23 protein-coding genes are annotated in these 19253 nt (G+C 70.5%); 15 read left to right on the forward strand and 8 right to left on the reverse strand.

Features of this window, described 5'->3' with window-relative positions:
• Positions 1-11 precede the first annotated feature (11 nt).
• From AC3EGR_RS17305 to AC3EGR_RS17315, 3 genes are read right to left on the reverse strand one after another with little or no spacing between them, the layout of a single operon-like run.
• Positions 12-989, reverse strand: coding sequence for a tripartite tricarboxylate transporter substrate binding protein (locus tag AC3EGR_RS17305; protein ID WP_488547746.1), 978 nt, complete (start codon positions 987-989; stop codon positions 12-14).
• 10 nt (positions 990-999) lie between these two features.
• A complete protein-coding gene (locus tag AC3EGR_RS17310) occupies positions 1000-1959 on the reverse strand; it encodes a tripartite tricarboxylate transporter substrate binding protein (protein ID WP_488547747.1) in 960 nt (319 codons plus the stop codon).
• Positions 1960-1978: 19 nt separating this feature from the next.
• Entirely contained in the window at positions 1979-2974 is a 996-nt protein-coding gene (locus AC3EGR_RS17315) for a Bug family tripartite tricarboxylate transporter substrate binding protein (RefSeq protein WP_488547748.1), read from the reverse strand.
• An 83-nt stretch (positions 2975-3057) separates the two neighbouring features.
• Here AC3EGR_RS17315 and AC3EGR_RS17320 point away from each other — a divergent pair, with 83 nt between their 5' ends.
• From AC3EGR_RS17320 to AC3EGR_RS17370, 11 genes are all read left to right on the forward strand, one after another.
• Positions 3058-3867: an IclR family transcriptional regulator gene (locus AC3EGR_RS17320; protein ID WP_488547749.1), complete on the forward strand. Its 810-nt coding sequence runs from the start codon at positions 3058-3060 to the stop codon at positions 3865-3867.
• A 27-nt stretch (positions 3868-3894) separates the two neighbouring features.
• Positions 3895-5595 carry a dihydroxy-acid dehydratase gene (gene ilvD / locus AC3EGR_RS17325; RefSeq protein WP_488547750.1) on the forward strand — a complete coding sequence of 567 codons (1701 nt, stop codon included), beginning with the start codon at positions 3895-3897 and terminating at the stop codon, positions 5593-5595.
• Complete coding sequence (locus AC3EGR_RS17330; RefSeq protein ID WP_488547751.1) at positions 5592-7064, forward strand: FAD-dependent oxidoreductase; 1473 nt, start codon at positions 5592-5594, stop codon at positions 7062-7064. The genes ilvD and AC3EGR_RS17330 overlap by 4 nt, the downstream gene beginning before the upstream one ends.
• Positions 7055-8332, forward strand: coding sequence for an aconitase X (locus tag AC3EGR_RS17335; protein WP_488547752.1), 1278 nt, complete (start codon positions 7055-7057; stop codon positions 8330-8332). The genes AC3EGR_RS17330 and AC3EGR_RS17335 overlap by 10 nt, the downstream gene beginning before the upstream one ends.
• Positions 8329-8793, forward strand: coding sequence for an aconitase X swivel domain-containing protein (locus tag AC3EGR_RS17340; protein ID WP_488547753.1), 465 nt, complete (start codon positions 8329-8331; stop codon positions 8791-8793). The genes AC3EGR_RS17335 and AC3EGR_RS17340 overlap by 4 nt, the downstream gene beginning before the upstream one ends.
• Positions 8794-8813: 20 nt before the next feature.
• Positions 8814-9788, forward strand: a complete 975-nt coding sequence (locus AC3EGR_RS17345) for a Bug family tripartite tricarboxylate transporter substrate binding protein (protein ID WP_488547754.1) — start codon at positions 8814-8816, stop codon at positions 9786-9788.
• 107 nt (positions 9789-9895) lie between these two features.
• The gene (locus AC3EGR_RS17350) at positions 9896-10252 is read left to right on the forward strand and encodes a hypothetical protein (protein WP_488547755.1); all 357 of its coding nucleotides are present in this window, start codon (positions 9896-9898) and stop codon (positions 10250-10252) included.
• A 91-nt stretch (positions 10253-10343) separates the two neighbouring features.
• On the forward strand, positions 10344-10508 hold the full coding sequence (locus tag AC3EGR_RS17355) for a hypothetical protein (protein WP_488547756.1): 165 nt from the start codon (positions 10344-10346) through the stop codon (positions 10506-10508).
• 3 nt (positions 10509-10511) lie between these two features.
• On the forward strand, positions 10512-10676 hold the full coding sequence (locus tag AC3EGR_RS17360) for a hypothetical protein (RefSeq protein WP_488547757.1): 165 nt from the start codon (positions 10512-10514) through the stop codon (positions 10674-10676).
• 18 nt (positions 10677-10694) lie between these two features.
• A complete protein-coding gene (locus tag AC3EGR_RS17365) occupies positions 10695-10871 on the forward strand; it encodes a hypothetical protein (protein WP_488547758.1) in 177 nt (58 codons plus the stop codon).
• Positions 10868-11014 (forward strand): hypothetical protein, encoded by a 147-nt coding sequence (locus AC3EGR_RS17370; protein WP_488547759.1) that lies wholly within the window; start codon positions 10868-10870, stop codon positions 11012-11014. Before AC3EGR_RS17365 ends, AC3EGR_RS17370 begins: the two co-directional genes overlap by 4 nt.
• Before the next feature lie 46 nt (positions 11015-11060).
• On the opposite strand, the gene AC3EGR_RS17375 is transcribed toward AC3EGR_RS17370, so the two are convergent.
• The gene (locus AC3EGR_RS17375; protein ID WP_488547760.1) at positions 11061-11810 is read right to left on the reverse strand and encodes a hypothetical protein; all 750 of its coding nucleotides are present in this window, start codon (positions 11808-11810) and stop codon (positions 11061-11063) included.
• A gap of 100 nt (positions 11811-11910) precedes the next feature.
• Here AC3EGR_RS17375 and AC3EGR_RS17380 point away from each other — a divergent pair, with 100 nt between their 5' ends.
• Positions 11911-12282 (forward strand): hypothetical protein, encoded by a 372-nt coding sequence (locus AC3EGR_RS17380; protein ID WP_488547761.1) that lies wholly within the window; start codon positions 11911-11913, stop codon positions 12280-12282.
• Positions 12283-12351: 69 nt separating this feature from the next.
• Here the strand turns inward: AC3EGR_RS17380 and AC3EGR_RS17385 are convergent, their stop codons facing one another.
• The 4 genes from AC3EGR_RS17385 to AC3EGR_RS17400 form a co-directional block, all read right to left on the reverse strand.
• Positions 12352-12516 carry a hypothetical protein gene (locus AC3EGR_RS17385; RefSeq protein WP_488547762.1) on the reverse strand — a complete coding sequence of 55 codons (165 nt, stop codon included), beginning with the start codon at positions 12514-12516 and terminating at the stop codon, positions 12352-12354.
• A complete protein-coding gene (locus AC3EGR_RS17390) occupies positions 12513-13412 on the reverse strand; it encodes a DMT family transporter (RefSeq protein ID WP_488547763.1) in 900 nt (299 codons plus the stop codon). The genes AC3EGR_RS17385 and AC3EGR_RS17390 overlap by 4 nt, the downstream gene beginning before the upstream one ends.
• Before the next feature lie 79 nt (positions 13413-13491).
• Complete coding sequence (locus AC3EGR_RS17395; protein WP_488547764.1) at positions 13492-13989, reverse strand: methylated-DNA--[protein]-cysteine S-methyltransferase; 498 nt, start codon at positions 13987-13989, stop codon at positions 13492-13494.
• A gap of 1 nt (position 13990) precedes the next feature.
• Positions 13991-15469: a DNA-3-methyladenine glycosylase 2 family protein gene (locus AC3EGR_RS17400; protein WP_488547765.1), complete on the reverse strand. Its 1479-nt coding sequence runs from the start codon at positions 15467-15469 to the stop codon at positions 13991-13993.
• Between the two features lie 117 nt (positions 15470-15586).
• Between AC3EGR_RS17400 and AC3EGR_RS17405 the strand changes: the two genes are divergently transcribed.
• From AC3EGR_RS17405 to AC3EGR_RS17415, 3 genes are read left to right on the forward strand one after another with little or no spacing between them, the layout of a single operon-like run.
• Positions 15587-16969 carry a phosphomannomutase/phosphoglucomutase gene (locus AC3EGR_RS17405; protein WP_488547766.1) on the forward strand — a complete coding sequence of 461 codons (1383 nt, stop codon included), beginning with the start codon at positions 15587-15589 and terminating at the stop codon, positions 16967-16969.
• Between the two features lie 37 nt (positions 16970-17006).
• The gene (gene waaC / locus AC3EGR_RS17410; protein ID WP_488547767.1) at positions 17007-17972 is read left to right on the forward strand and encodes a lipopolysaccharide heptosyltransferase I; all 966 of its coding nucleotides are present in this window, start codon (positions 17007-17009) and stop codon (positions 17970-17972) included.
• The gene (locus tag AC3EGR_RS17415) at positions 17969-19219 is read left to right on the forward strand and encodes a 3-deoxy-D-manno-octulosonic acid transferase (protein WP_488547768.1); all 1251 of its coding nucleotides are present in this window, start codon (positions 17969-17971) and stop codon (positions 19217-19219) included. The genes waaC and AC3EGR_RS17415 overlap by 4 nt, the downstream gene beginning before the upstream one ends.
• The last annotated feature ends 34 nt before the right edge of the window (positions 19220-19253 follow it).

Genomic DNA, 19253 nt, shown 5'->3' on the forward strand with positions numbered 1-19253 from the left:
TGGTCTCCCGGTCACTCGATCTTGATGTTCGCGGCCTTGACGATGCCCGCCCACTTGTCGATCTCGGCGCGGATCTGCGCGTTGTACTGCTCGGGCGTGGAGCCTACCGGCTCCAGGCCCAGCGTCGCCATGCGCGCCGTGAGTTCGGGGCTGCGCACCGCCTGGGCCACGTCCGCGCTGATCTTGTGCAACAGCGCGGGCGGCAGGCCGGCCGGGGCGATGATGCCGATGGAACTCATGGCGCTGAAGCCGGGCAGCGTGTCGGCGATCAGCGGGATCTCGGGATTGGACAGCGCGTGCTTCGGGCTCGACAGGGCGATCACCTTCAGGCGCTTGTCCTTCACGAAGGGCATGGAGGAATACAGGATGTCGAACAGCAGCGGCACGCGCCCGCCGATCACGTCCTGCTGCGCGGGGGCGCTGCCCTTGTAGGGCACGTGGACCATCTTGATCCCCGCCATGTGCGCGAGCATCTCGCCGGCCAGGTGCGTGCCCGTGCCGGCGCCCGGGGTGGCGAAGCTGAGCGCATCGGGGTTCTTCTTCGCGTAGGCGATCAGCTCCGGCACCGTGTTGACCGGCAGCGAAGGATGCGCGAACAGCCCGAAGTGCGCCTGCGCCACCTGTGCGACGCCGACGATGTCCTTCTTCGTGTCGTAAGGCAGGTTGGCCTGCAGGCTGGGGTTGATCGTCAGCGCCGAGATCGCCATGCCCAGCGTGTAGCCGTCGGCGGGCGACTTTGCCACGGCAGACGTGCCCAGCACCGTGCCCGCGCCCGGCTTGTAGTCGACGACGATGGGCTGCTTCCACGCGGCCTCGAGCTGCGTCGCGACCATGCGCGCGACGGTGTCGGTCGGCCCGCCGGCGGTGAAGGGGACGATCAGCTTGACCGGCTTGTCGGGCCAGCCGGCGGGAACCTGGGCCAGCGCCAGCAGCGGCGCGGCGGCGAGTGCGGCCACGAGGGCGCGGCGGGTGAAGTGGCGGGATGTCATGGGTCTGTCCTCAATCGGCCGTGGCACCGGAGGCCTTCACGACCTGTGCCCAGCGCGGGATCTCGCTGCGGATGTAGGCGTCGAACTGCTCCGGCGTGTTGCCCACGGGCGTGAGCCCGATGTCGGCCATGCGTTGCTTCACCTCGGCGGTCTCCAGCACGTGGTGGATGTCGGCGCTGATCTTTTGCACGACGGCCCTGGGCGTGCCGGACGGCACGACGGCGCCGAACACGCTTTCCACGACGAAGCCGGGCAGGGTCTCGGAGATGGTGGGGATGGTGGGCGCGATCGGCGAACGCTTCGCACTCATGATCGCGATCGGCTTCAGGCCGCCGGACTTGATGTGCGGCAGCGAGGAGAACAGCGGGTCGACCAGCAGGTCCACGCGCCCGGACATGACGTCGGGATAGGCCCCGCCCGCACCCTTGTACGGCGTGTGCAGCAGGTCGATGCCGGCGGTGGTCTTGAGCAGCTCCGCACCCAGGTGCATGGAACTGCCGCTGCCGGGCGACGCATAGCTCAGCTTGTCTTTCCTGGCCAGCGCGATCAGTTCCTTCATGTCGTTCGCGGGCAGCTTGGGCGAGGCCGTGAGCACGATAGGGGAGGTGGCCAGCAGCGATACGCCGGACAGGTCCTTCAGCGTGTCGAAGGGCATGTTCCTGCGCAGGCTGGGATTGATCATGTGGCCGGTGATCACCATGCCGATCGTGTACCCGTCCGGCGCCGACTTGGCGACGAAGTCCGTGCCCATCACCGTGCCGGCGCCCGGCTTGTACTGCACGATCACCGGTTGCTTCCAGGTCTCGCTCAGGTTCTTCTCCAGCAGGCGCGCCAGGATGTCGATGGCGCCGCCCGGCGCGTTCGGCACGATGAGCGTCACCGGCTTGGCAGGGAAGGGCGCCTGCGCGGACGCGGTCAACGGCAGCACGGCGCAGGCGGCCGCGGCCAGGAGGGTCTTGAGGATGTTCATCTGCGGGCTGTCCTTGCGATCACTGTTTCTCGAAGCCGATCTGCTTGATCATCTGGCCCCAGCGGTCGTAGGCGACGTGGATCTCCTGGGTCAGTTCGGCGGGCGTGGAGGGCGAGGCCTCCCAGGCACCGCGGTAGTAGAAGTCCTTCACGTCCGGTGCATTCAAGGCCTGCACCAGCAGCGTGTTCAGCCGTGCGACGAGCTCCGGCGGCATCTTCGGCGGGCCGACGAAGGCGATCCAGCTGGTGAGGTCCATGCCGGCGATGCCTTGTTCGGTGAAGGTGGGCACGTCCGGCGCCGCCGGCATGCGCTTGGGCGCGGCGACACCGACCATGCGGATGCGACCCGTGGCCGCGTTCTGGATGGCGGTCGGCGCGGCGTCGAAGTAGGCCTGGACGCGGCCTTCGAGCAGGTCGCGCGCCGCTTCCGCCGTGCCCTTGTACGGCACGTGCGTCACCTCGATGCCCGCGGCCTTGGCGAAGGCCATGGCGTAGATGTGCGACGAGGTGCCCGTGCCGAAGGAAGCGAAGTTCAGCTGGCCGGGGTGCGCCTTGGCCCACGCCACCAGTTCCTTCGCATCCTTGACGTTCAGCGACTGGTGCACCGTGAGCACCAGGGGACCCCGGGCCGCCACCGTGATCGGCGTGAAGTCCTTGAACGGGTCGTACGGCACGCTGGAGAGCGTGTGCGGGTTCTGCGCGAACAGCGAGGAGGGCGCGTACAGCAGCGTGTAGCCATCGGGCTGCGCGCGCACCACTTCGCTGGCCGACAGCATCATGCTGGCGCCCGGCTTGTTGTCGATGATCACCTGCGTGCCGGCGATTTCGGTGAGGCGGCGCGCGACGGCTCGCGCCTGCGCGTCGAGCGAGCCACCGGCGGCGAGGCCCACGAGGATGCGGATGGGGCGGCCGGCCTGCGGAAAGCCGCCCTGCGCATACGCGGCCAGCGGCGAAGCGAGCGAGGCGCCGGCGACCCAGGCGCCAAAGCGGCGCCGGGAAATGCGCGAGTCAGCCATTTTCTTGTCTCCTGATGTGCTTGAAGTGCGATTTATCGCGTCGGGCATTGCAGATTTTGAACGCGTCGTCCAAAATACGCAAGATGCAAGCGAACGAGGACAACGGCAGCGCCGCGCAGAAACCGGACACGGTGAGCGCGCTGGAGCGCGGCATCGCCGTGCTGCGCTGCTTCGACGAGAACCGGCGTTCGCTCACCTCCACCGAGCTGTCGCGCCTGACGGGGGTGCCGCGGCCGACGGTCACGCGCCTGGCGTCCACGCTCGCGACGCTGGGCCTGCTCAAGCAGGAGCCCGAGGGGGACCGTTTCATGCTCGGGCCGGGTGTCGTGTCCCTGGCCCGCGTCTTCCTGGCCGGCCTGGACGTGCGTGCCATCGCGCGGCCCCACATGCAGGCGCTGGCCGAGGAGGCCGGCGGCTCGGTCTACCTGGCCGTTCCCGATGGGCTGGACATGGTGATCGTCGAGGCCTGCCGGCCGCGCAGCACGATGCTGGCGCCGCGCGTGGACGTCGGCTCCCGCGCCCCGATCGCCAACTCCGCGCTGGGTCGTGCCTACCTCTGGGCCTTGCCCGCCGAGGAGCGCGCGCGGCTGGTCGACAGCTTGCGCCTGGCGCGCGGCAGCGACTGGGCGGCGCTGGAGGCGCCGATGAAGCGGGCGCTCGAAGAGGGCGACAAGCTGGGCTACTGCATCTCCGCGGGCGAGTTCCACCGCGAGATCAATTCCGTGTCGGTTCCGCTGGTGGGACCGAACGGCGAAATCATGGCGCTCAACTGCGGCACGGCGGCCTTCGTCTACACCGAGGAGCACCTGCGCAAGGAGATCGCGCCGCGGCTGCTGAAGATGGGCGAGGCCCTGGCCGCCGACATCGGCGGGCACGTGCCCGCGCCGCGCTGAATCCAAGGACACGAGGAGACCCACGACATGACAGCACCCGCGCGCAAATTGCGCAGCAATTTCCCCCGCGGCTCCTACCTCTGGGCCGTGCGCAACGCGCAATGGCAGGCGATGGGCATCCCGGAAGAGGATTGCGAGAAGCCCAAGATCGCCGTCGTCAACAGCAGCTCGGAGCTCGCCGCCTGCTACAGCCACCTGGACCAGGTGGCCAAGGTGGTGAAGGAAGCGATCCGCGCCGCCGGCGGCGTGCCTTTCGAGATCCGCACCGCGGCGCCCAGCGACTTCGTGACCGGCGCGGGTGCCCGCGGCGCCTACATGCTGGCCGCGCGCGACCTGGTCACCAACGACATCGAGGTGGCCGTCGAAGGCGCGCAGCTCGATGGCATGGTGTGCCTCACCTCCTGCGACAAGACCGTGCCCGGCCAGCTGATGGCCGCCGCCCGCCTGAACGTGCCGACGATCATGGTGCCTTGCGGCTACCAGGCCAGCGGCGAGTACAAGGGCCAGCACGTCGACATCGAGGAGGTCTTCATCCACTCGATGCACGCGCAGATCGGCGGCGGCACCTCGGTCGAGGACGTGGTCGGCATGAGCCGCTGCGCGATCCGCTCGCCCGGCGTGTGCTCGGGCCTGGGCACCGCCAACACCATGCACATCGTCTGCGAAGCGCTGGGCATGGCGCTGCCTGGCAGCGCGCCGGTGGCGGCGCTGTCGGACAAGATGTTCGCCGACGCCAGGGCCGCGGCGGCCCGCATCGTGCAGATGGTGTGGGACGACCTCAAGCCGCGCGACGTGCTCAAGGCCGGCGCCTTCTCCAACGCCGTGCGCGCCGTGCTGGCCATCGGCGGCTCGCTCAATGCCGTCAAGCACCTGCAGGCGGTCGCCACCGAGGCCGGGAACGGCGTCGACGTCTACGGGCTGTTCGAGAAGCTCGGCCCGCAGACGCCGGTGCTGGCCGGCATCCGGCCGATCGGCGAGCACCTCATCGAGGAATTCGAGGCGGCCGGCGGCTGCCGCACCTTGATGCGCCAGCTGCTGCCGCTGCTGGACCCCGGAGCGCTGACCGTCAGCGGCGCCAGCGTGGCCGACAACCTGCGCGCCGTGCACGTGACGGATCCGGAAGTGATCCGTTCGATCGACCGTCCGGTCGCCGCGCATCCCGCCATCATCCTGCTGCGCGGCTCGCTCGCGCCGGAAGGCGCGCTGATCAAGCCCGGCATCGTCGAGCGCAAGGTGCGCCGCTTCGTCGGCCCGGCCGTGTGCTTCGAGACCTCCGACGATGCCGTTCGCGCGCTCAAGGAAAAGTCCATTGCCAAGGGTTCGGTGATCGTGATGCGCGGCGCCGGCGCCTGCGGCGGCCCCGCCATGGGCGGTGGCGCTTCCCGCGTCGTCTTCGCGATCGACGGCGCCGGCATGGGCGACCACGTCGCCATGCTCACCGACGGCCACCTGTCCGGGCTGGTGTGCAAGGGCCTCGTGGTGGCCGAAGTCGCGCCCGAGTCCGCGCTGGGCGGCCCGCTGGCGCTCGTGCAGGACGGCGACAGCATCGCCATCGACCTGGACCAGCGCCGTGTCGACCTGGAGGTCGACCCCGCCGTGCTGGAGCAGCGCCGCGCGCAATGGCAGCCGCCCAAGAAGCTGTTCGACCGCGGCTGGCTGCAGATCTACCGCCGCAACGTCGGCCCCCTGGCGCAAGGCGCCGTCCTGACCCGCGAGAACGCGCAATGACAGACAAGACTCTCCCCGCGATGAAGAGCCTCACGCGCACCGACGAGCGCATCCTGCAGTCCGACATCTTCGAGCGCGACGCCAAGCCGCCGCGCGCGGAACTGGGCACCGTGCACGAGCCGGGCCGCGACATCAGCGTGTACCGCGAGTGCGACGTGCTGGTGGTCGGCGGCGGGCCGTCGGGCACCGCTGCCGCGGCCTCGGCCGCACGCGCGGGCGCCGACGTCGTCCTGCTGGAGCGCTACAACCATCTCGGCGGCCTGTCCACGGGTGGCCTGGTGATCTGGATCGACCGCATGACCGACTGGGAAGGCAAGCTGGTGATCCGCGGTTTCGCCGAGGAGCTGTTCGACCGGCTGCCCGCCGATGCCGTCGCCGGACCCGATCCGGCGGACTGGGGTTCGCAGGACAAGGACAAGGCCCACCACTGGTCCTTCCGCACCGCGGCCTACCACGGCATCGTCACCTGGTCGCCCACCATCGACCCGGAGCGGCTGAAGCTGCTGTCGCAGGAACTGGTGATCGAGCGTGGCGTCAAGCTGGTCTACCACTCCTGGGCCGCGATGCCGCTGATGGAAAACGGCAAGGTCGCCGGCGCCACCTTCGAGAGCAAGGAAGGCCGCATGGCCATCCGCGCCAAGGTGGTGATCGACGCCACCGGCGACGGCGACATCTTCGCCCGCGCCGGTGCCGCCTACGTCAACGACATCGAGGAGGCCGACGTCCACCACTGCATGAACACGTCCTGGCTGTTCGGCGGGGTCGACATGAAGAAGTGGATCGCCTTCCGCTCCGGCCAGCCCGAGGCGTACAACGCGTTCATGGCGGGCGGGCGCGAGGCTTGCGGCCTGTTCGAGCGGCCCTTCGTGTCCTGGCGCGACGACATCGCACTGTTCATGGGCCCGCGCCAGTCCGGCTATTCGGCGCTCGACGTGGACGACCTCACGGCCGTGGAAGTGCGCTCGCACCGTGCGATGGCGCAGCACCTGGACTATTTCCGCGCGCACGCGCCGGGCTTCGAGGACGCGTACATGCTGCTGTCGGCGCCGCAGATCGGCGTGCGCCACGCACGGCGCCTGACGGGCGTGGACGCCGTGCTGCGCGCGCGCTGGCCGCAAGGCACGCCCTTGCCCGACGAGGTGGCGGTGACGCCGGCCGTCTCGCCCAAGTTTCCGAACATCTCCATCCCCTACGGTGCGCTGGTTCCGGAAAAGCTCGACGGGCTGCTGGCCGTGGGCCGCCACGTCTCGTGCGACCGCAATTCGCATGGCTTCATGCGCGAGATCCCGCAGTGCTGGCAGACCGGCCAGGCCGCCGGCGTCGCCGCTGCCATCGCGGTGAAGCACGGCATCGAGCCGCGCGCCGTGAACATCGACGAGCTGCAGCAGGCGCTGCTGGCGCAAGGCGTTTACCTGCGCCCGCGGCAGGAGACCGCCGCCGTAGCGGCCAAGGAGCAGGCATGCGCCTGAGCGACGTCGAAAAGGGCATGCGCGACGGCGCCGGCGGCGAGGCCATCGCGGCCGCCATGGACCTGCTGATCCGCTACGGCGAGGCGCTCGGCGCCGAGAACCTGGTGGAGACGCACAACGTCACGGGCACCGTCACCGCCACCACGCCTTTCATGCGCGACTTCGCGCTGGCCAAGGGCGGCATGGACGCGGTCTTCAGCGAGTTCAGCCTGGACAGCGAGAAGGTCGTGAGCATCCCGAAGGTCAAGGCCTTCACTTCGCACCTGCAGCTCGGCTTCGACCCGCACCATCCCAAGGAGATGGGCCTGTCGGAGGAGATGGTGCGCTTCTACAAGAAGAGCGAAGCGGAAACGGCGCGCCTGGGCGTGCAGATCCTCAACACCTGCACGCCTTACCAGGTGGGCAACGTGCCCACGCGCGGCGAGCACTGCGCCTGGATGGAGTCGTCCGCGGTCGTCTACTGCAACTCCGTGCTGGGCGGGCGCACCAACACCGAGGGCCGCGAGAGCGTCGGCGCCGCCATGCTGACCTGCCGCATCCCCGACTGGGGCTTCCACCGCGACGCATACCGCCGCGGCACGCTGGGCATCCACCTGGACATCCCGGTGGAGACGGTGGAGGACTGGGGCCTGTTCGGCTACTGGATGGGCGACTGGGTGCAGGAGCGGGTGGCGGTGATCACCGGCGCGGGCCAGGTGCCCAACCTGCCCAAGCTCAAGCACTTCGGCGCCGCGGCGTCTTCGTCCGGCGGCGTGGAGATGTTCCACCTGGTGGGCATCACGCCGGAGGCGAACACCGAGGAACAGGCCTACGGCGGCAACACGCCGACCGAAAAGCGCCGCTACGGCGCGCGCGAGCGCGCCGCCACGCTGGAGCGCATCAACGCCACCGGGCAGGACCGCAAGGTCGATTACGTGATGCTGGGCTGCCCGCACTACACGATCGAGCAGATCTGGGAAGCGGCGCAGCTGATCGAAGGCCGCAAGGTGCACGCGGACAGCGCCTTGTGGATCTGGACGCCGCGCGCGATCAAGGAGGTCGCGACGCGCAACGGCTACACGAAGATCATCGAGGACGCGGGCGGCAAGATCATGACCGACAGCTGCTCCGCCATGAGCCGCGCCGTGCCGCCGGGCACCAAGGTGGTGGCGCTCGATTCGGCCAAGCAGGCGCATTACCTGCCCGCGATCCTGGGCGTGCAGGCCTGGTTCGGCACCACCGCCCAATGCATCGACGCGGCCTGCACCGGCCGCTGGAGCACGCAATGAACACCAGCACGCAGGCAGAGAGCAAGGCGCTCGCCGCCGGCGAAACCATCGTGATCCGCGGCCGCAAGGTCGTGCCCGGTGTCGCCGAGGGCGAGGCGCTCGTCACCAACGACCAGATCTCCGGCTGGGGCGGGGTCGATCCGCGCACCGGCACGGTCGTCGAGACGCGCCACGAGCTGCGCGGCCAGAGCTTTGCCGGCAAGGTGCTGGTGTTCCCCGGTGCCAAGGGGTCCTCCGGCTGGTCGGCCCAGTTCCACCTGGCGCGCGTGATGGGAACGGCGCCGGCCGCATGGCTGTTCAACCAGATGACGGCGAAGGTCGCGCTCGGCACCGTGGTCAGCCACGCACCGGCGATGACCGACTTCGACATCGATCCGCTGACCGTGATCCGCACCGGCGACTGGGTGCGCGTGGATGCCGATGCCGGCACCGTGACGGTCACCCGCAGGCAAGCAAAGTGAGCGACCCAGGAGACAAGACGATGGACAAGTACATGACGCGGCGTCGGGTGTTGCAGGCGATCGCGGCGGCAGCCGCCACGTGCGCGCTGCCCGCGGCCTTCGCGCAAGGTGGCAAGCCGGTGCGCATCGTGGTGGGCTTCGCGCCCGGCGGCGCTGCGGACGTCATGACCCGCATCATCGCCAAGGGGCTCGCGACCGAACTCGGCACGCAGGTGATCGTCGACAACAAGCCGGGCGCGGACGGCATCATCTCGGCGCAGGAGGTCATGAAGGCGCCGGCGGACGGCTCGACCATCCTCATGGGCACGAACACCGCGATGGTCGCCGTGCCTTCCTTGCGGCCGAATCCGCCCTACGACCCCTTCAAGTCCTTCACGCCGATCAGCTCGGCCGGCGAATTCTCCATGTTCCTCGCCGTGGCGCCGCAGCTGCCGGTGAAGAACCTGGCCGAGTTCCTCGACCTCGTCGCGGCGAACCCGGGCAAGTACAACTCGGCGTCGAGCAACAGCGCATCGGAGCTGGCGATGCTGCAGCTGCTGTCCACGCGCAACGTCAAGGTGGTGAACGCGCGCTACAAGGGCGATGCCCCGGCGCTCACGGACCTGGCCAGCGGCCAGATCCACATGATCTTCTCCACCGGCACGCTGATGCCCACCTTCGTCAAGGAGGGCAAGGCCAAGGCGCTGGTGACCTTGCTGCCCAAGCGCAGCCCGCTGCTGCCGGACGTGCCGACCGCGGCCGAGCTGGGGATCGGCAAGCTGTCGATCACGCCCTGGGCCGGCTTCTTCGGCCCGGCCGGGCTGCCGCACGACGTGACGGAAAAGCTCAGCGCCGGCTTGCGGGCGGCGCTGGCCCGGCCCGACGTGCGCGACCAGCTCGTCGGCCAGGGCTTCGCCAGCTACGGCATGACGCCGGCTGAATTCAGCGCGTTCTTCCGCAAGCAGTACGACGGCTTCGTCGCCACCGTCCGCGAGAACAACGTCAAGTTCGAATGATGCCACCGGGGCCCGTTGTGTAAAGCTGCACGTCGGGCCGCGTGCCTGCGGGCGCGTTGCGCGCTGTCCTACAGCAATTCCGTGAAGGTTTTCCTAGAGTGCAGAGCATGAGCACGAGGAACGGCCCGCACGCCCGCGCCCATTCGACGGAAGACCGTCCGGGTGGCAGCGGCAACAACAGCAAGAACGCCGCGCGCTACAGCCGCGCGGAGTACGCGAAGGTGGTGGCCCTCCAGGAAGAGGTTGCCCGTGCCGACGCCGACTACCAGCGCCTGCGCAACGCCTACCTGGACACGGTCCAGAACGAGCCGACCCACGAAGTGGCGCTGGCGATGATTGGTGCCGACATGGACCGCGCGCACGCCCGGCTGCAGGCCCTGATCGGCCTGCCGCGGCTGCCCTTCACGCACGAGCCGAGCACCGTGATGCGGCGCGAGGCGCAGCAGCCCGACGAAAAGCACTGACGCGGCCAGGCGCGCCCGACTACAACGGTTCCTCCCCGTCTCCGTAGTCGCGCTCCCGCGGCGCGGCTCACCATCCGCGCAGGAGGCCGCCATGAACCACCAAGACATCGACGCCAGCCTGCGCGCTGCCGAACCGGCGCAGGAAAGCCTGGCCGACGGTTTCTCGCCGCCGACGGATGCGGGTGCGACAGCGGCCCGTGATCCTGACGAGAAGGAAGCGGCCGAGCCCGCGCTCTCGTCCAAGAGCCCGTTCTGAACCATGACCCACACCACGCCCCCCACGCACCCGGTCGAGCCCGAGCCCTATTCGCCCGGGACGGAGGTCCCCGCCAACCCGACGCAGTTGCCGGTCGAGCCCGAATTCGGGCAGGCATTGCCGCTGGCGGAGCCCGAGGACCCGGGCGTGGCCAAACCCACCATCTGAAACCCAGGGAGTCCTTCCATGCCCACCATCCGCACCCCCCGCGGCATCACGCCGCCCGCCCCCGGCCTCGAGCGCGAGGAACCGGCCTTCGTGCCCGAGGACGACATCCCCGCGAGTGACAGCCGCGGCACCGCGCGCAGCGAGCGCAGCACCGGCCGCGAAGAGCGCCCGGCGCGCAAGCCCGAGCGGGAATGACGTCCAACGCCCCGACGCCGGCCCCGGTGCCGGCGGACGCGCCCAAGCCGGCCAACCCGGAGCCGACCACGGCACCCGTGGATCCCGAGAAGGGCGTCAAGAGCGGGCCGGAGCAGGGCCATTCGGAGCATCCGAAGCAGTAGCTGACCGCGCATTCCCCGTGAGCCAGGACGCGAAGCCGTCCTCGGCTCAGTTCAGCGCGTCGTCCAGCATCCCTTGGGCGTCATCGTCCGCGCTCGCCAGCGGCGTGGCCTTGGCCAGCGCCATCCACACGCCGAAGGGCAGTGCCGCCCGCGCCGGCCGCTGCGCCGCGCGCGCCACCGTGAGCCGCTCGCCCTCCAGCACCATGACCCCGCACTCGGCGGGCACGTCCTCCGGCCCGCCGATGGCGCGCCCGCGTGCATCGCAACCGAGCACATACCAGCATTCGCCCAGGTCCTGGTAGGCGGCCCGCTTGCCGTCCTGCCGCAGGTCGGCGAGCAGGTCGGAGCGGCGCACCTTGATCTCGTGCACGATCGGTTCGACATAGCTCTCCACCGAGGTGTGCCGGATCGAGAACACGTCCGGGCGCGCCACGCACCAGCGCATGGGCTTGGCCTCTTCCCCGGTGGCGACCTGCGCGCGCAGGCTCAGCCCGGTCCAGGCCAGGCGGCCGGCGCGCGCCATTTCCTGCGCCACCTTCTGCACCAGGGCCTCGTGCGCCGACAAGGCAGCGCGGTTGCGCGCCAGCGCCGTGGCCAGCCACTGCACGCCGGCGTCCGTGACGCGCAGCGTTTCGTGCCCGCCCGCGGCGCGCAGCCGCTCCAGCATGCCCGCGGCGAGCAGGTCGATCTCCAGCGCGTCCTGGCTCGGCCATCCGGCCGAGCGATAGATGTCCCGCAGGCGCCGCGCATGGGCGCGCGAGAGCACGGACGAGGACACAGGGGCGGCGGACGACATGGCGAGGAGTACAGTGTACGGTCGACGGTAGGCACTCTCCCACGCCTGCACGCGCGCCCCGCTTATCGAGCCGCGGAGGTGGGTGCCCACAATGTGCCGCATGGTCGAGAAATCGTTTTCGTTCCCGCGCACGGCCGCGAGTCACCCCGCCTTCATCGGCGGCCCGGTGTCCACCGTGCTTTACGGCATCACCGCCGTGCGCCTCGAAGGCACGCAGGTTTGCGAGGTGATGATGGGGATGATCGACCCCAGCCTCGAACACTGGGACCTGCGGCCAGCGCCGACGCGCCTGGTGGAGGTGGTGGACCGCCTCGTCGAAGGCGACACCATCGTCACCCTGTTCCCCACCGAGCGCGGCACCCTGCAGATGGGGCCGCAGGTGAAGGTCGACGTGATGGCCGAAGGCACCGAGACGCTGGCGGCGGCGGAAGACAGGCCGGGGCGGCGCCTGACGGATCTGCCGCGGTACTAGGCCCGGCAAACGCCCGCATCGGCGGGGGGTCGGCGCCTCGCAGCTCCCTGCCGCGGTTCCCGCGTCCACCTACAAATTCTTCAGGTCCTTCTTGAGCTGCGCTTCTTGCGCCTGGCGCTGCGCCGAGCGCGACTTGCGGTGGGCGCCGGCCTTGCGTTGCGCCGCGGCTGCCACGAGGGGATTGCGGGGCTTGGGCGCCGTGAGGCGCAGCTTCATCTTGCGCGCCGAACTCATGCCGGCGCCCGCGAGGAGGGCAGCTTGAGCAGGCCCGTCGACAGCGCGGTCCCCAGGACGACCACGGTGCCGCACATCAGCATCCACGCGGTCACCGGCTCGTGCAGGAACAAGGCGCCATAAAGGATCGCGAACACCGGGATGGCGAAGGTCACCGCCAGCGCGCGGGACGGGCCGGTCTGCTCGATCAGGCGGAAGTACAGCACGTACGCGATGCCGGTGCACAGCACGCCCAGCACGAACACGGCCATCCAGGCCTGCACCCCTGGCGCGTGCGCGGGGCGCAGCCACAAGGCAGGCAGCACCAGGACGAGGGTGGCCCCGAGCTGGCTGCCGGTGGCCGTCATGAGCGGCGGCAGTCCGCTGAGGTACTTCTTGGTCGCGCTTGCGGCAATCGCGTAGCACACCGTCGCCAGCAGGCAGGCCAGCACGGCCCAGGCCGGGGCGATGCCGCTGACCGCGTCGGGGCGGAAGCTCGCCTTGTCCCAGGCCAGCGCCGCAACGCCGGAGAAACCTACGAGCAGTCCGAGCAGGCGCGAGCCGGTCGGCCGGTCCTTGAGCCACAGCCATGCGACCAGCGCGCCGAACAGCGGCACGGTCGCATTGAGGATGGCGGACAGGCCCGTGGTGATCGACAGCAGCGAGAAGGCGAACAGCATGAAGGGCAGGGCGGAATTGAGCACGCCGACCAGGCAGACCTTCCACCAGTGCCGGCGGAAGATCGCCCCATGGCCCTTGGCCAGCATCAGCGGCACCAGGAAGGCGGTCGCCACGGCGACGCGCACGGCGGCGGTGCCAACGACGCCGAAGTCGCCCACGGCCATGCGCGTGAACAGGAAGGACGCACCCCAGATCGCCGCGAGGACGACGAAGTCGATGACGGAAGCAAGGGACATGAAGAGGCCTAGTGTCGGGCGATTCGTCGGTCGTTCGCGCCGGCAGTGATGCTATTTGCGCTGCGCATTGATTCGCCGCTCACATCAATGCGCCTTCGAGCTGCAGCAAGGCCGTCTTGCGCTGAAGGCCGCCCGCATAGCCGGTCAGCGTCCCGTTGGTGCCGAGCACGCGGTGGCAGGGCACGACGATGCTCACCGGGTTGCGGCCCACGGCGGCGCCGATCGCACGCGCGGCCTGCGGCTTGCCCAGGCGCCGCGCGAGTTCGGCGTAGCTGGTGGTGTCGCCGCGCGGGATCGCCCGCAGCGCGTCCCACACGCTTTGCTGGAACGCGGTGCCCGCACGCAGGTCCAGCGGCAGGTCGAAGCTCGTGCGCTCCCCGGCAAAGTAGGCGGCGAGCTGGGCGACGGCGGCGCGCAGCACCGGATGCTGCGCATCCTCCCGCCAGCCGCGGCTGTCCGGCCCGTGCCGCTGGCCGACGAACCAGACCCCGGCGACCCCCAGGTCCGTGGCCGCGATCAACATCGTGCCCAGCGGGCTTTCGTAGTGCGTGCAGACGCGTTCGATGGGCTCGTTCATTTCATGCTCCTTGTAGCGCGCTCCACGCGCGCACCACCGCGTAACTGCGCCAGGGCTTCCAGGCCTGCGATGCGGCTTCGGCCTCGCGCGCCGGTTGCCTGGCCTGCTGCACGCCCAGTGCCTTGTGCAGCGCGACGTCGCCGGCGGGGAAGGCATCGGGCCAGCGCAGGGCGCGCATCGCGATGTACTGCGCGGTCCAGTCACCGATGCCGGGCAACTCCTTCAGGGCCGTGCACGTTGCCGCGACGTCGGCTCCCGCATGCAGGGCGACCCGTCCCTCGGCCACGGCACGGGCGATGGCGACGATCGCCGCCTGGCGCTGGCGCACGATGCCCAGCTGCCCCAGCGCGTCGCCGTCGGCTGCCGCGAGCACTTGCGGCGCGGGAAAGAGGTGATGCAGGGCCGGATGCGGCGTCGCAAACGGCGTGCCGAAGCGCTGCACCAGCCGCTGCGCCAGCGTGCGCGCCGCGGCGACCGTGATCTGCTGGCCCAGCACCGCGCGGACCGCCAGCTCGTAGCCACTCAGCGCGCCCGGCACCCGCAGGCCGTCGCCCAGCGGGAAGCTGCCGTGCAGCCGGGCGTTGATCGCATGCGGGTCCGCGTCCAGGTCGAAGGCGGCGCGCACGCGCCGGATCACCAGCGGCAGCACGCCGTGCAGGGACTCGCTCACGCGCAGCAGGACCTGGCAGTGCGCCTCGTCGAAGGTGGCCGTGATCCAGCCTTCGCTGCGGCGGCCGCCGGCATCGAGGGCGAGGGTGCGCGACAGGCTGCGCTCGCCGATGTCTTCCAGGCCCGCGATCGCGCGGGTGCGAAAGAAACCCAGCATCGCGTCCACGTCGTACGGCGGCCGGTAGCCCAGGCGCACTTCGCAGCTCGATTCGCGCGCCGCCCCTTCGCGCCGCAGCGCGCTCGGGCTCAGGCCGTAGTGCCCCGTGAACGCGGCATTGAAGCGGCGCACGCTGCCGAAACCGCTGACGAGGGCGATCTGCGTGATGGGCAGCAGCGTGTCGGCCAGCAGTTGCTTGGCGCTCAGCAGCCGACGCGTCTGCAGGTATTGCAGCGGCGACACGCCCAGGTGCGCCTCGAAGATGCGGCGCAGGTGCCGGTCGCTGACGCCCAGCCGCTGCGCCAGCGCGTCCACGGAGGGGCCTTCGGCGGGCCACGCTTCCGGCTCGTCGAGCAGGCGTGCCGCCTGCTGCGCCAGCACCGCACTGGCGTCCTGCAGCGACCAGCGCAAGGCCTGCGGCGCCAGTTCGGGGCGGCAGCGCAGGCAGGGGCGGAAGCCGGCGCCTTCGGCCTGCGCCGCATGGGCGAAGAAGCGGCAGTTCTCGCGCCGCGGCGTGCGCACGCGGCACACCGGGCGGCAGTAGATGCCGGTGCTGGTCACGCCCGTGAAGAAGCTGCCGTCGAAGCGCGCGTCGCGCGCCTTCAGCGCGAGGTAGCAGGCATCGGGGCTCAGGGGCGGCTCGAGGGGACTCATGCAAACGATGATACGCAGGGCGGCCGGCCGCACTGGCCGTTTTCGGACATGTTCCTGGCGGCCCGGAGCCTAGAATCGCCCCGACCGTCCCCACAATCCTTCCAGCCTCCTCTTCCCATGCAGCTCAGCCCCAGCATCTTCAAGGCCTACGACGTCCGCGGCATCGTCCCGTCCACCCTGACGGAAGAGGTCGCCGAGGCCCTAGGCCGCGCCTTCGGCACCCTGGCCCGGCGCGAAGGGGAGCAATCCGTGGCCGTCGGCCGCGATGGCCGGCTCAGCGGCCCTTCCTTGTCCGCCGCCCTCGTGCGCGGCCTCGTGGCCAGCGGCGTCGACGTGATCGACGTCGGCATGGTCACCACGCCCATGCTGTACTTCGCCGCCAACACGCTCGCCAACAGCGGGATCCAGGTCACCGGCAGCCACAACCCGAAGGACTACAACGGCTTCAAGATGGTGCTGGGCGGCCGCGCCATCTACGGCGAGGAAATCCAGTCCCTGCGCCGCATGATGGAGACCTCCGGCTGGGACCAGCCGCCCGCCCCGGGCAAGGTGCGCAACGTCAACGTGCTCGGCCCGTACCGGGATCGCATCAAGGGCGAGATCAAGCTCGCCCGCCCGCTGAAGGTCGTCGTGGACTGCGGCAACGGCGTCGCGGGGGCCTCCGCGCCCGACATCTTCCGCGCCATCGGCTGCGAGGTGATCGAGATGTTCAGCGAGGTGGACGGCAATTTCCCCAACCACCACCCCGACCCCAGCAAGCCGGAGAACCTGCGCGACCTGATCGCGAAGCTCAAGGAGACCGGCGCCGACCTGGGCCTGGCCTTCGACGGCGACGGCGACCGCCTGGGCATCATCACGCGGGAAGGCAACAACATCTATCCGGACCGCCAGATGATGCTGTTCGCCCGCGACGTGCTCTCGCGCGTGCCGGGCGCGCCCATCCTCTTCGACGTCAAGTGCACGCAGCGGCTGGGCCCGGCCATCGCGGCGGCCGGCGGCCAGCCCGTGATGTACAAGACGGGCCACTCGCTGATCAAGGCGAAGATGAAGGAACTCAACGCGCCCCTGGGCGGCGAGATGAGCGGCCACATCTTCTTCAAGGAACGCTGGTACGGCTTCGACGACGGCACCTATGCCGGCTGCCGCCTGCTGGAGATCCTGTCGCGCTCGGCGGACCCGAGCAAGGTGCTGAACGAACTGCCCACGAGCTACTCCACGCCGGAACTGAACGTGAAGTGCCAGGAGGGCGAGCCGCACCGCGTCGTCGACGAGCTGGTGAAGAAGGCCAGCTTCCCCAGCGCGAAGGTTTCGACGATCGACGGGCTGCGCGTCGACTGGAGCGACGGCTTCGGGCTGGTGCGCGCGTCCAACACGACGCCGGTGCTGGTGCTGCGCTTCGAAGGCCACACGCAGGAGGCGATGCACCGCATCGAAGGCGAGATGCTCGCCCTGCTGCGCACCGTGAAGCCGGACGCGCAGATCGGCGAGGCGGCCCATTGAGGGACAATGGCCGCGCGCCCGGCGCCGGCCTGCTCCCTTGAACATCCTCCTCGTCAAACTCTCGTCGCTCGGCGACGTCGTGCACACCTTGCCGGTCGTGCACGACCTGGGCGCGGCCCTGACCGGCGCGCGGGTCGACTGGGTGGTCGAGCGCGGCTTCGCCCCGCTGGTGCGGCGTTGCGAAGGCGTGTCCCGCGTGATCCCCTGCGACCTGCGCCGCTGGCGCAAGGCGCCGCTGGCGAGCGGCACCCGCGCCGAGTGGCGCGCGTTTCGCCGGGACCTGCATGCGGTGGCCTACGACGCCGTCGTCGACCTGCAGGGCCTCACCAAGTCCGCGCTCATCGCCCACATGGCGACGCTGGCTGCCGGTGGCAAGCGCTATGCCATGGCCAACCGCACGGCGGGTTCCAGCTACGAACGGCCCACCCGCTGGCTGGCCGACGTCGCGATCCCGCTGGAGCCGCAAATGCACGCGGTGCAGCGCGCGCGCGAGGTGTGCGCGCGCGCCTTCGGCTACGCACTGTCGGGAGCGCCGCGCTACGGCATCGCCCGTGCTGCCGATGCGCGGGAGAACACCGTGGTGCTGGTGCACGGCACGTCGCGCGAGGACAAGTGCTGGCCCGAAGCGCACTGGCTGGAATTCGGACGGCGCCTGCTCGCGCAGGGCCACGGCCTGGCCTTGCCGCACGGCAACGAGGAAGAGCAGGCGCGCAGCCTGCGGATTGCCGCGGCGCTCGGTCCGCGTGCCGAGGTCTGGCCGCGCCTGTCGCTGGATGCGCTGACGCAGCGCATGGGGCGCTGTGCCGGCGCCGTCGGCGTCGACAGCGGCCTGAGCCACATCGCGGTGGCGCTCGACCTGCCGCACGTGCAGGTCTACAACTTCGACACCGCGTGGCGCACCGGGCCGCAAGGCAACCCGCGCCAGCAGGCCGTGTATGCCCAGCCTACGCCCTCGGTGGACGCGGTCTGGCGCGCCTGGCAGGCCGTCACAATCGCAGGATGATCCGGCCGCTCTACTCCCTGGTGCTCATCGGCGCCCAGCCGCTGCTGCGCCGCAAGCTGCGGCGGCGCGGCGTGGCGGAGCCCGGCTACCTGGAGCACGTGGAGGAACGCTTCGGCCGCTACCACGGCGCGACCGCGCCGGGACGGCTGTGGATCCATGCGGTTTCCCTCGGTGAAACGCGCGCCGCGGCGATCCTGCTGGACGCGCTGCGCCGCGCGGACCCGGAGCTGCGCGTGCTGCTAACGCACGGCACCGCCACGGGTCGCGCCGAAGGCGTGCGCCTGCTGCGCGAAGGCGATGCGCAGGCCTGGCTGCCCTGGGACACGCCGCAGGCGGTGGGGCGCTTCCTCGACCACTTCCGTCCCAGCGCCGGCCTGCTGATGGAAACCGAGGTGTGGCCCAATATCGCCGCGATCTGCCATGCGCGCGGCGTGCCGCTGGCGCTGGCCAATGCGCGCCTGTCGCCCAAGTCGCTGGCGCAGGCGCGCCGGCTCGCGCGGCTGGCGCGCCCTGCGTACGGCGCCTTGCGCGCCGTGTGGGCACAGACGGAGGACGACGCGCGACGCCTCTCGGAACTGGGCGCGCGCGTCGAAGGTGTGTTCGGCAACCTGAAGTTCGATGCGAACCCGGACCCAGCGCAGTTGCAGCAGGGGCGCGAATGGCGCGGCAGCTCGCCGCGTCCCGTCGTCATGTTCGCCAGCTCGCGCGAAGGCGAGGAGGGCGACTTCCTGCGCGCGATCGCCGCCCACCGCGACGTGCAGTGGCTGCTGGTGCCGCGCCATCCGCAGCGCTTCGACGAAGTCGCGTCCATGGTGGCGCAAGCGGGGCTGTCGGTGTCGCGCCGCAGCGCGTGGAACGGGCAGGCGCCCGCGCCCGCGGATGTCTGGATCGGCGACTCCCTGGGTGAGATGGCGCTGTACTACGCGATGGCCGACGCGGCGCTCCTGGGCGGCAGTTTCGCGCGCCTGGGCGGCCAGAACCTGATCGAGGCCGCCGCCTGCGGCTGCCCGGTGGTGATGGGCCCGCACACCTTCAATTTCAGCGAGGCGGCGGAACTGGCCCTGCAGGCCGGGGCGGCGCGGCGTGTCGCGGACATGGAGCAGGGTGTGCGAGAAGCGGTGGACCTGGTGCGTGATGCGCAGGCGCGCGCGGCGGCGGTGGAGGCCAGCGAGCGCTTCGCCGCGGCGCACCGCGGGGCGGCGGCGCGCACGGCCAAGGCGGTGCTGGGGTTGGTGCGGGGAAGGTGAGGGCCGGTGGGGCCGGTGGGGTTCGCCGGCGCGC

This window comes from Ramlibacter sp. G4-7, assembly GCF_057784995.1.